Annotated in this window: 10 protein-coding genes and 1 pseudogene; 8 read left to right on the top strand and 3 right to left on the bottom strand. The window is 67.9% G+C overall.

The window, feature by feature from the left end:
* Positions 1-61: 61 nt before the first annotated feature.
* Both Y706_RS0114215 and Y706_RS0114220 read right to left on the bottom strand, forming a co-directional pair.
* Complete coding sequence (locus tag Y706_RS0114215; RefSeq protein ID WP_028277099.1) at positions 62-790, bottom strand: response regulator; 729 nt, start codon at positions 788-790, stop codon at positions 62-64.
* Positions 787-2367: an ATP-binding protein gene (locus Y706_RS0114220; RefSeq protein ID WP_028277100.1), complete on the bottom strand. Its 1581-nt coding sequence runs from the start codon at positions 2365-2367 to the stop codon at positions 787-789. Before Y706_RS0114220 ends, Y706_RS0114215 begins: the two co-directional genes overlap by 4 nt.
* Here Y706_RS0114220 and Y706_RS30585 point away from each other — a divergent pair.
* Genes Y706_RS30585 through Y706_RS0114235 form a run of 4 tightly spaced genes read left to right on the top strand, consistent with a single transcriptional unit; the run spans position 2359 to position 5653 of the window.
* Positions 2359-2487: a hypothetical protein gene (locus tag Y706_RS30585; protein ID WP_275450881.1), complete on the top strand. Its 129-nt coding sequence runs from the start codon at positions 2359-2361 to the stop codon at positions 2485-2487. The two genes, Y706_RS0114220 and Y706_RS30585, sit on opposite strands and share 9 nt — an antisense overlap.
* A gap of 52 nt (positions 2488-2539) precedes the next feature.
* Positions 2540-3586 carry a Bug family tripartite tricarboxylate transporter substrate binding protein gene (locus tag Y706_RS0114225; protein WP_028277101.1) on the top strand — a complete coding sequence of 349 codons (1047 nt, stop codon included), beginning with the start codon at positions 2540-2542 and terminating at the stop codon, positions 3584-3586.
* Positions 3587-3588: 2 nt separating this feature from the next.
* Positions 3589-4128: a tripartite tricarboxylate transporter TctB family protein gene (locus Y706_RS0114230; RefSeq protein WP_028277102.1), complete on the top strand. Its 540-nt coding sequence runs from the start codon at positions 3589-3591 to the stop codon at positions 4126-4128.
* On the top strand, positions 4121-5653 hold the full coding sequence (locus Y706_RS0114235; protein WP_028277103.1) for a tripartite tricarboxylate transporter permease: 1533 nt from the start codon (positions 4121-4123) through the stop codon (positions 5651-5653). The genes Y706_RS0114230 and Y706_RS0114235 overlap by 8 nt, the downstream gene beginning before the upstream one ends.
* A gap of 145 nt (positions 5654-5798) precedes the next feature.
* Here the strand turns inward: Y706_RS0114235 and Y706_RS0114240 are convergent, their stop codons facing one another.
* Entirely contained in the window at positions 5799-7292 is a 1494-nt protein-coding gene (locus tag Y706_RS0114240) for a lipase maturation factor family protein (RefSeq protein ID WP_043436199.1), read from the bottom strand.
* A 164-nt stretch (positions 7293-7456) separates the two neighbouring features.
* On the opposite strand from Y706_RS0114240, the gene dxr reads away from it, so the two are divergent.
* From dxr to Y706_RS29320, 4 genes and pseudogenes are all read left to right on the top strand, one after another.
* The gene (gene dxr / locus Y706_RS0114245) at positions 7457-8641 is read left to right on the top strand and encodes a 1-deoxy-D-xylulose-5-phosphate reductoisomerase (protein ID WP_028277105.1); all 1185 of its coding nucleotides are present in this window, start codon (positions 7457-7459) and stop codon (positions 8639-8641) included.
* A 33-nt stretch (positions 8642-8674) separates the two neighbouring features.
* Positions 8675-10006 carry a M50 family metallopeptidase gene (locus tag Y706_RS0114250; protein WP_028277106.1) on the top strand — a complete coding sequence of 444 codons (1332 nt, stop codon included), beginning with the start codon at positions 8675-8677 and terminating at the stop codon, positions 10004-10006.
* Positions 10007-10125: 119 nt separating this feature from the next.
* Complete coding sequence (locus Y706_RS0114255) at positions 10126-10821, top strand: hypothetical protein (RefSeq protein WP_028277107.1); 696 nt, start codon at positions 10126-10128, stop codon at positions 10819-10821.
* A pseudogene (locus Y706_RS29320) lies at positions 10818-11046 on the top strand (hypothetical protein); the annotation flags it as partial. The gene Y706_RS0114255 and the pseudogene Y706_RS29320, both read left to right, overlap by 4 nt.

Consider the following 11046-nt stretch of genomic DNA (forward strand, 5'->3'; position numbering starts at 1 on the left):
CATGCTCAGTGGCCGTCATGAACTGGACATGCTCAGTGCTGCCTCCAAGAACGAGACATGCTCAGCGGCGCCAGAGGTAGCGGTTCTCCGGCCGGCCCGCGGCTCCGTAGCGGGGCGTCAGCCGAGCATGGCCGTGAACTACGAGGTACTCGAGGTAGCGGCGGGCGCTGACCCGGGACAGGCCCAGTTGCAGCGCCAGGCCGGCCGCGGAGACGTCCTCCGGACTGGCCTTCAGTGCCTCGATGACCGCGTCCAGGGTGGGGCGCGACAGTCCCTTGGGCAGCCGTACGGCGGCCTGTTCTGGCTGGGCGGACTGACCCGCCGGGGTTTCTGCCACCGCGGACCGGCGGGAGGGAGCCACCAGGCGGTCGATGCTCGCCTGGTCAAGCGGTCCGGAAGCGCCGGAGGCCAGATCGTCCCGCAGCATGACGTACTCATCGAGCCGTTCGTTCAATGCCTGCGAGGAGAAGGGCTTGACCAGGTAGTGCAGCACCCCGCCGGCCATCGCGCCGCGGACCGTGTCAAGCTCCCTGGACGCGGTGATCACGAGGACATCCACGGGCCGCCGGCGCGCGCGCAGCCGCTGCAGGACGTCCAGGCCGGACATGTCCGGCAGATGGATGTCCAGCAACACCAGCTCCGGGCCCAGCTCCGCGGCCAGATCGATGCCCTGCTGCCCGGTGTGGGCCATGGCTACGACGTCGAATCCGCCGCGTGCCAGCAGGAACCCGTGATGGATCCCGGCCACTGCTACGTCATCGTCAATGATGAGGGTGCGTATGGCGCTCATTGGTTTTGTAGTTCCGCCTCTTTTGTCTTGAGCACTACCGAGAAGCAGGCTCCGCCCAACGCCGATGAGGATACTGCCGCCCGGCCTCCGCGCCGGAGGGCAACCCGCTGGACCAGGGCCAGCCCAAACCCGCGGCTGTTGATGCCCTCGGACTCCTTGCTGGTCACGCCGGGCTCGAACACTTTAGCGCGTTCAGGAACCGGGACGCCGGGTCCGTCGTCCTCCACCACGATGGTCCGGCCGCCGTCGGCGCTCTCGCCCAGCCGGATGGCAACAGTGCTGTCGTAACCCGCAGCGTCCACAGCGTTGTCGATCAGGTTGCCCAGCACCGTGATGACGTCGCCCGAGTCATCAACCGAGCACAGCGAATCCGGGCTGACGATGATCTCGATGCCGCGCTCGGCGCAGACCGTGGACTTGGCGATCAGCAGCGCCTGGACCCCGTGGTCGGTGATTCCGGCCGCCAGCGGCCGGTTCGCGAAGACGGCGTCGTTGTGGCTGCGGCCCAGGTATTCGATGGCTTTGTCCTGCTTTCCGAGCTCCAGCAGCCCGGAGATGACGTGCAGTTTGTTGGCAAATTCGTGCGCCTGGGCGCGGAGTGCCTGCGTCACGTCCACGGCGCCGTCGCGGTCACGCAGGACGGTGTGGAGCTCCGTGCGGTCGCGCAGGATCAGCACCTTGCCGACTTCGCGGCCGTCGACGGTGGCCGCATTGACCTTGCCCAGCAGGATCCGTTCACCCGAGAGCACCAGTTCCTCCGTGGCGGATCCGGCCGAGAGCAAGCGGAGGACCGCCGGTTCCAGGCTTGCCTCTGCAGGGGTCCCGGTGATGTCCCCGGCCAGGGCGAGCAGGCGGCGTGCCTCATCGTTGACCAGCGCGACCCTGCCGTCGGCGTCCACCGCCACCAGTCCTTCACCCAGGCCGTGGAGCATGGCGTCGCGCGTTTCCAGCAGGGCAGCGATGTCCTCGGGCTCGAGTTTGTAGATCCGCCGCCACACCAGTTTCGAGACATACATCGCGCCCAGCGAACTCAGCAGCGCCGCCCCGAGCAGCCAGCCGAACAGCTGCGGCATGTCCTCATGGAGGTCAGCGGCCAGGGTGCTCTCCAGCACTCCCACGGATGCGGAGCCGATCACGGCGCCGGCCGCATCGAAGATAGGAACCTTCACCCGCCAGGACTCACCGAGTGTGCCCGTCTGGGTACCCACATAGATCTCCCCGGACAGCGGCACGGACGGATCGGTGGAGACCGGCCGGCCGATTTCCGCCGGATTGGGGTGCGACTGCCGGACCCCGTGCCGGTCCGTCACCACCACATAGGTGACGTTGGATGCCTGCCGGATGACTTCCGCGATCGGCTGGATGGTCTGCGCCGGCGACGATGTGCCGAACGCGTTGATGACCGAGGGCAGCTGGGCAACACTTTCGGCGACGCCGATCAGCCTGCCCTTGTAGGCGTCACGGAGCTGTTGTTCCTGCATCCGGATGGTCACGGCCCCCACCACCGTGAGGACAGCCAGCACGATGCCCAGCTGCAATGCGACCAGCTGGAACCGAAGGGGAATCCTGTGAAACATGTCACAAGTTTCCCATTGGGGGCGCAGCCCGCCCGCCAAAAAGACGGCCAGGGCCGTGACCAATATGACCACTACTACCTCTACGGCCAAATGCTGTTGCCGTTCGGCGGGCGCTCCTAGGGTCAGTGACGTGATTCCAATGATGTGCATCACATTCGCTCAAGGAGAAACCATGACTGCCCAGAACTTTTTCACGCGGCCCGCTTTCACGCGTCCCACCCACACACGTCGCGCCGCCCTCATTGCCGGCGCCGCCGGAGTCGTCCTGGCCATGTCCGCCTGCGCGGGAAGCGCAACCGGCACGGCTGCCGGCGGGTCCGCGGGCGCCGATCCGATCAAGAAGCTCAGCATCATCGTCCCGGCCAACCCCGGCGGCGGCTGGGACCAGACCGGGCGCGCCATGCAGCAGGATCTGCAGACCAACAAGCTTGTCTCCTCCGCCCAGGTCACCAACATTGGCGGCGGCGGCGGGACCAACGGCCTCGCCAAGCTCGCCACCGAGAAGGACGTCAACACCCTCATGGTGATGGGCTACGTCATGGTGGGTGCGGTCGAGACCAATGGCGCCAAGACCCGGCTCGAAGACACCACGCCGATCGCGCGGCTCACCGAAGAGCCGCTGGTTCTCGTGGTGCCGGCGTCGTCGAAGTACCAGTCGGTCGCCGACCTCGTCGCGGACATCAAGGCCAACGGCAAGGGTGTGGCCATCACGGGTGGCTCGGCCGGGGGCGCGGACCACATCCTGGCCGGGCAGATCCTGAAATCCCAGGGCGTGGAGGCGGACAAGCTGAACTACATCGGCTACTCCGGCGGCGGCGAGTCCATCGCGGCGCTGCTCGGCAACAAGGTCCAGGCCGGCATCTCCGGCGTGGGTGAGTATGCCGAACAGGTCAAGGCCGGCAAGGTCCGGGCGCTCGCCGTCTCCGGAAAGGCCGAGGCCCCGGCGCTTCCCGGGATCAAGCCGCTCAAGGACCAGGGGATCGACGTCGTGCTGACCAACTGGCGCGGCGTGGTGGCCCCCGGGTCCATCGACGACGCCCAGCGAGCGAAGCTGACCGACGTCGTCACCAAGCTGCACGCGTCAGAGGCCTGGAAGTCCACCCTGACCAAGAACAACTGGGACGACGCGTTCCTGGCCGGTGACGGCTTCAAGACCTTCCTGACCGAGGACATCGCCAAGGTCAAGACCACCCTGACCCAGATCGGCCTGGTCAAGTAACAGTGTCTGCCCTCGCATCAACGTCGGCGGGCGCCGCGGCGCCCACCAAACGGCCGACCGGGGAGATCCTGTTCGCCCTCGTATTCGTCAGCGTGGGCGTCGCGGGCCTGGCGACGGCGGGATCCATTCCGATCCCGCCGTCGGAGACCGGCATCGGCCCGCGGGCCTTCCCCTACATCGTGTGCGGCTTGCTGGTGCTGTGCGGCGCCGGGGTGGTCCTGCAGGTCCTCCGCGGCAAAGTCGGGCAGGCCGAGGACAGCGAAGACCTGGACGTGACCGCCAAGACCGACTGGGTGGCCCTGGCCAAACTTGTGGGTTTCGTGGTGCTGCACATCTTCCTGATCGAGCCGGCCGGCTGGCCGGTGGCCGCCGCCGTGCTCTTCAGCGGTGCCGCCTGGTCCCTGGACGCCAAACCACTTTGGAAGGCGATCGCCGTGTCCGTGATCCTGGCGCTGGTGCTGCAGTACGTCTTCGGCGGCCTGCTCGGCGTGTCCCTGCCGCCGGGACCGCTGCTCGAGGGGGTGCCGTTCTTCCATGGATAGCTTCATGCTCCTGCTCGAGGGATTCAGCACCGCGCTGCAGCCCGTCTACCTGCTCTACGCGCTGGGCGGGGTCTTCGTCGGCACCGCCGTCGGGGTGCTGCCCGGCATTGGCCCCGCCATGACCGTGGCCCTGCTCATGCCCATCACCTATGCCCTGGACCCCGCGGCCGCGTTGATCGTGTTCGCCGGGATCTACTACGGCGGGATGTACGGCGGTTCCACCACTTCCATCCTGCTGAACACACCGGGCGAGTCCTCCTCGATCGTCACGGCGCTCGAAGGAAACAAGATGGCCAAGGCCGGCAGGGGAGCGGCAGCCCTGGCGACGGCGGCGATTGGATCCTTCATCGCGGGCACTATCGCCACTGTCCTGCTGACCTTCCTGGCGCCCGTCGTGGCCGACTTCGCCGTCGGCCTCGGCCCCGTGGATTACGTGGCCCTCATGGTGGTGGCCTTCCTGACCGTCGGTGCGCTGCTGGGCGCCTCCGTCCTGCGCGGCCTGGCATCCCTGGCGCTCGGGCTGTTCATCGGCCTGATCGGCATCGATGACAGCACGGCCCAGCAGCGCTTCACGTTCGACAACCCCACCCTGGTGGACGGCGTCGACATGGTCCTCGTGGCCGTGGGCCTCTTTGCCCTCGGCGAGGCGCTTTATGTCGCATCGAAGCTGCGGCACGGCCCGGTGGAGCTGATCCCGGTCAGCAAGGGCAAGAACGCCTGGCTGTCCAAGGAGGACTGGAAGCGGTCCTGGAAGCCGTGGCTGCGCGGAACCTTCATCGGGTTCCCGATCGGCACCGTCCCGGCCGGCGGCGCGGACGTCTCCACGTTCCTGTCCTACGCCGCCGAGCGGAAGCTGGCCAGGGGCGCCAACAAGGCCCAGTTCGGCAAGGGCGCGATCGAAGGCGTGGCCGGACCGGAAGCGGCCAACAACGCCGCGGCCGCCGGTGTCCTGGTGCCGTTGCTGACCCTCGGAATCCCGACGACGGCGACGGCGGCCATGATGCTCACGGCGTTCCAGCGCTACCAGATCCAGCCCGGCCCGCTCCTGTTCGAAAACCAGGGCGCGCTTGTCTGGACCCTGATCGCGTCGCTGTACGTCGGCAACCTCATGCTGCTGGTGCTGAACCTGCCCCTGGTGGGCCTGTGGGTGAAGATCCTGCAGATCCCGCGGCCCTACCTCTACGCCGGCATCCTGGTCTTCGCCGCCCTCGGCGCCTTCTCGGTGAACTTCTCCCCGAGCGACGTCGGCATCCTGCTGGTGGTGGGCATCCTGGGCTACTTCATGCGCCGCTACGGTTATCCCGTGGCGCCCATGGTGGTGGCGATGATCCTGGGGCCGATGTTCGAGGTGCAGTTGCGGCGTTCGCTGCAGCTCTCGCAAAACGATCCCACGGCCCTGTTCTCCTCGCCATTCGCCCTGGTGGTGTACGTCTCCATGGCACTGATCTTCGCCGCCTCGTGGTGGCTGCGCCGCCGCCAGACAACGTTGGAGGCTGCGCCGGCGAAGGAAGAGGTCTCCGTCTAAGCGCGGGCGTTGAACTGAATTGCCGCAAATGGCCGGAATGACGACAATCATTCCGGCCATTTGCGGTAAACGGGCCCACCGGAACGCACCGCCCCGGGCCGCACCGCGCCGGGCCGCACCGCCACGGGAACGCATCGCGCCGGCCTCACGCCTCCGACGTCGGGCGCGGCGCGGGGAGCCGCGACGGCGGGATGACGACATACAGCGGGGTCCGGATCCAGCGCTGGCCCGTCGCGCGGAACTCGGCCCGGGTGGAGAAATGGTAGAGGTAGCTGGTGGCACGTATCCAGTGCGGCCGTCCGCCGTCGAACGGGTCGTGGCGCAGCAGCCGCAGCGTGGGCCGGTCCGCCGCCAGCAGTTTGGCCAGGAACGCGTAGAACCACTCCTCGTGCACGGTACGCAGCGGCAGGAACCACATCAGCCAGTCCAGCCGCAGATGGTATGGGGCGTACTGGCGCGGGATGCGCCGGACGTCGCCGGGCTTGCCCTTGAACCCGTACTCCCGCCAGTCCGCGTCGTCCCCGGGGTCCTCGTCGAGGGTCCCCTCCACCACGATCTCGATCCGTCGCTTGGTGACGGTGCCGAACGCGCCGTAGGTGTTGACCAGCTGCCAGCGGTTGAAGGATGCGTTCATCAACTGGTGGTGGGAGAAGAGGTTCTCGATGGGCCGGTAGCTGAGCACCACCAGCAGCACGGTGGCCACCAGGACCATCACGAGCCAAGGAACCGGCGCCTGGCTGCCGGCCACTGCTCCGGCGCCTGCGGGCGCGGACGCGGCATGCCAGTCCAGCGGGATCGCCGGAATCACGGCGTGCGCCACGGGATCGCTGACCGCCGCGAAGGCCAGGATGATCGCCATCCAGTTCAGCCAGGCGAAATTTCCGCTCGCCACCAGCCACAGCTGTGTGAAGATGATGATTCCGGCGGCGGCGCTGGCCAGCGGCTGCGGGGCAAAGAGGAAGAAGGGCACCACCAGTTGGGCGAAGTGGTTGCCCAGGACCTCCACCCGGTGCCAGGCCTTGGGGAGCAGGTGGGCCTGCCGGCTCAGCGGCCCCGGCATCGGCTGGGTCTCGTGGTGGTAGTACAGCGCCGTCAGGTCCCGCCATTCCCGGCCGCCCCGGATCTTGATCAGGCCCGCCCCGAACTCCAGCCGGAACACCAGCCAGACCAGCAGGATCAGGATGGTCCGGGGCGGGGGAGTCTGGTCGGAGCCGAGGAAGGCCACCGTGAACCCGGCCTCCAGCAGCAGCATCTCCCAGCCGAAGCCGTAGAACGTCTGCCCCACGTTCACGATCGACATGTACAACAGCCACAGGGCCAGGAACGCGATGAGCGGAACCCACGGCGGCCCGAGCTGCGGCAACCCGGCGATGAGCGTGGCGGCAATGGCCATGCCGCTCCAGCACACCGTCCGCAGCAGCCGGTCCGAGTAGCGCCAGCGGAACAGGCTGGGCCGGCCCAGACGGTTGAAGCCCTCGAGATACGCCGGCACCGGCAACAGGCCGCGCTCGCCGAGGAGGGCCGGGAACTGGTTCAGCGAGGAGAGGAAGGCCACGAAATACAGGGTGGCGGTGCTGCGCTGCAGCACCTGCCGGGCGAACTCGTACTCCGGCGCGTCGAACCACGCGGTCCACTCCACGTTTTCCACGTTACGCCTCCGCCCTGCTGCGTCAACGAGCGGCGGAAGACTCGACCCGGCGGCGTCGAGGTGGCGCTTCACGGCACTGCTGCACGCCGCGACTGCCGTGAAGTGCCACAACGAGGCGAACGCGGCGCACCGGCGCGGTGCGGGATACTTGAATCATGCAGCCGCGCAAGATCGTCCTCCTCGGGTCCACCGGTTCCATCGGCACACAGGCGATTGACGTCGTCGACGGCGCCCCGCACCTTTTTGAGGTTGTCGCGCTCAGCGCCGGCGGCGGCAACCTCGAACTCCTGGCCCGGCAGGCCGTCCACACCCGCGCCCAGGCTGTCGGTGTCGCCTCCGGGGATGCCTCCGCCCTCCGGGGGATGATCGACGACGCCGCCCGCGCGGCAGGACTCAGCGGGTACAGCCCCGAACTCATCACCGGCCCCGACGCCTCCACCCGGATCGCGGAAATCACCGCCGACGTCGTTCTCAACGGCATCACCGGCTCGATCGGACTTGCCCCCACCCTGGCCGCCCTCGCCTCCGGGGCCACGCTGGCACTGGCCAACAAGGAGTCCCTGATCGTCGGCGGCGCCCTGGTCAAGGCCGCGGCCCGCGAAGGGCAGATCGTGCCTGTGGATTCGGAGCACTCGGCCATTGCCCAGTGCCTGCGCTCCGGCTCCGCCGCGGAAGTGGACCGGCTGATCCTGACGGCATCGGGCGGGCCGTTCCGCGGCAAGACCCGGGACGAGCTGCACGACGTCTCACCGCAGGACGCCCTCGCCCACCCCACGTGGGACATGGGCCTGATGGTCACCACCAACTCCGCCAGCCTGGTCAACAAGGGCCTGGAGGTGATCGAGGCGCACCTGCTCTTCGACATCCCCCTGGAGAAAATCGACGTCGTGGTCCACCCGCAGTCAGTGGTGCATTCCATGGTCCAGTTCGTCGACGGCTCCACGATCGCCCAAGCCTCGCCGCCGGACATGCGCCTGCCCATTGCCCTCGGCCTCGGCTGGCCGGACCGCGTCCCCGGATCCGCCAGGGCCTGCGACTGGAGCAAGGCCACCAGCTGGACGTTCGAGCCGCTGGACACCGTGGCGTTCCCCGCCGTCGACCTCGCGAAGGCGGCCGCCACGCAGGGCAGCACCTTCCCGGCCGTGTTCAATGCCGCGAACGAGGAAGCGGTGATGGCCTTCCACGCCGGGCAGATCCGGTTCACCGACATTGTGGACACCATCGATGCCGTCCTCAGCGAACACTCAGGCTCCTCCGGGCTGACGGTGGAGTCCGTACTGGATGCTGAAAGATGGGCACGCGCCCGCACCCACGAACGTTTAGCCGTAAGAAGCGTCTAGATTGCCAGTTTTCAGGAAGCAGCAGATCACAGCATGAGCCCCGTCCTCCTCTTTGTCCTCGGTGTCGTCTTCGTGGCGATCGGCATCGCCGTGTCCATTGCCCTGCATGAAGTCGGGCACCTGCTCCCGGCCAAGCTCTTCAAGGTCCGCGTGACCAAATACATGATCGGTTTCGGACCCACCGTTTGGTCGAAGAGAAAGGGCGAAACCGAGTACGGCCTCAAAGCCATCCCGCTGGGCGGCTACGTGTCCATGATCGGGATGTACCCGCCGAACAAGGAAGACGGAACCGTCCGCACTTCCAGCACCGGAATGTTCCAGTCACTGGCATCCGATGCCCGTTCCCTGGCCCACGAGGAAATCGGCCCCGGCGACGAAACCCGGGTCTTCTACCGGCTGCCGGTCTGGAAAAAGATCATCATCATGCTCGGCGGGCCCGCGATGAACCTGCTGATCGGCGTCGTGCTGACCGCGGTGCTGCTGATGGGCTTCGGCACCGCCAGCCAGACCACCACGATCGCGGACGTCTCCAAATGCCAGGTCAAGGCCGGCGAGACCGTGGACCCGGACTCCGCCGACTGCAAGCCCACCCCGGCCGCGGCCGCGGGCCTGTTGCCGAACGACACCATCACCTCCTTCGACGGCAAGGCCGTCACCAAGTGGGACGAACTCACCGGCTGGATCCGCGCCTCGGCGGGCCGGCAGGTGAACATCACCGTGGAGCGCGACGGCGCCACCGTCTCGACGACCGTCACGCCCGTGCTCTCCGCCCGCCCGGTTCTCGGTCCCGACGGCCGCCAGGCCAAGGCCGCTGACGGAAGCCTCCAATACCAGGACGTCGGCTTCCTGGGCATCGGCGCCCAGACGGCACTCGTGCAGCAGCCGGCGTCGGCAGTGCTGCCCATGGCGGGGGAGAACATCAAGCAGGTCGCCGGTGTGGTGGTGAACCTGCCGGAGCGCGTGGCCGGCGTGGCCAAGGCAGCCTTCAGCGAGGAACCCCGGGACCCCAACGGCCCCATCAGCGTGGTGGGCGTGGGCCGCGTGGCCGGCGAGGTCGCCGCGATGGAGGAGGTCCCGCTGCAGTCCCGCTTCGCCGCCCTGGTGGGTTTGCTGGCCGGTCTCAACTTCGCATTGGCCGTCTTCAACCTCATTCCGCTGCTGCCGCTCGACGGCGGCCACATTGCTGGCGCGCTGTACGAGGGAGCCCGGCGCCAGATCGCCAAGCTGTTCGGCCGCCCGGATCCCGGCGCCTTCGATATCGCCAAGCTGCTCCCGGTGACGTATGTGGTGGCGGTGCTGCTGATGGGCATGGGCGCGCTGCTGATCTACGCCGACATCGTCAAGCCGGTCAACCTCTTCGGATAGGCCCGGCTGGCATTTCAGCCAAATTCCGCTGACTATCATTCATAAGCCTATTTTGGCTGATTTTAAGTAATCAGTTGAAAATGGTTGATTATTTCCGATCACCTCCCTAGGCTGGGGTCATGTACGTCATGACAATCGACCAGCGCGGCAGCACGGGCGACATCGACCGGGTTCCCGGCCTCCTGAAGGGGCTCAGTGCGCTCTCCACCGCCGGGCGCTTTGAGCGTTCGGTGGGCGACGAGGTCCAGGGCGTCGTAGAACGGGCCGACGAGGTGGTGGAGATCGCCTTGCACGCCCTGCGCAGCGGCCGCTGGTATGTCGGGATCGGGGTGGGGGAGGTGGACCTGCCGCTGCCCGCCAGCCCGCGCGAAGGCTCCGGTCCCGCCTTCGTGGCGGCCCGGTCCGCCGTCGACCGGGCCAAGGGGGCGGCCGCCCATGTTCCCCTCGCCGTGGTTGCCGGCCGCGACCGCCGTCGGGCAAATGCAAATGCAGCAAACACGGCCGCGGACGGCGCCAGCGGGTCCCAGGGGGCCAGGGCCTGCGCCAATGCGGAGGCGGTGCTCCGACTGATTGGCCGCCTGGTCCAGGACCGGACCGCGGCGCAATGGAAGGTGGTGGACGTGCTGCGCTCGGTGCGGAACGACACCCACGGAACCCACGGCAGCCAAAAAATAGCGGCACAGAAACTCGGAATCACGGAGCAGTCGGTGAGCCGCGCAGTCCTCCGCTCGGGCTGGCAGGAAGAATGGGCCGCGAGGCCGGCCGCAGAACTGCTGCTGACCCTCGCCCACGACAGCACCGAAGGAGAGAAGTGAACGCCCTGTGGATCACGCTGGCCCTGCTCGCCGCAGGATTCGTCGGCTGGCCGGTCACTGCCTGGGTGTTCCGCCTCGCCCGCACCATTGATGACCGGGCCGACGCCGGAAGCGGCGCCGGCGCCGGCGGGGACGCAGCCGAGGACCCCGCCGCCGACTCCACCACGGACCCCGACCTCCAGGCGGCCCCGGAACCGGCCGGGCCGGACGCCGCAGCGCCTACCC

Origin of the sequence: Arthrobacter sp. I3 (genome assembly GCF_000520575.1) — a bacterium.
Lineage (GTDB): Bacteria > Actinomycetota > Actinomycetes > Actinomycetales > Micrococcaceae > Arthrobacter > Arthrobacter humicola_A.

Coding starts and splice junctions, on each gene's coding strand:
- Y706_RS0114250 (WP_028277106.1), top strand. CDS start 8,675: ATGAGCCCCGTCCTCCTCTTTGTCCTCGGTGTCGTCTTCGTGGCGATC.
- Y706_RS0114220 (WP_028277100.1), bottom strand. CDS start 2,367: ATGTTTCACAGGATTCCCCTTCGGTTCCAGCTGGTCGCATTGCAGCTG.
- Y706_RS0114215 (WP_028277099.1), bottom strand. CDS start 790: ATGAGCGCCATACGCACCCTCATCATTGACGATGACGTAGCAGTGGCC.
- Y706_RS0114225 (WP_028277101.1), top strand. CDS start 2,540: ATGACTGCCCAGAACTTTTTCACGCGGCCCGCTTTCACGCGTCCCACC.
- Y706_RS0114235 (WP_028277103.1), top strand. CDS start 4,121: ATGGATAGCTTCATGCTCCTGCTCGAGGGATTCAGCACCGCGCTGCAG.
- dxr (WP_028277105.1), top strand. CDS start 7,457: ATGCAGCCGCGCAAGATCGTCCTCCTCGGGTCCACCGGTTCCATCGGC.
- Y706_RS0114255 (WP_028277107.1), top strand. CDS start 10,126: ATGTACGTCATGACAATCGACCAGCGCGGCAGCACGGGCGACATCGAC.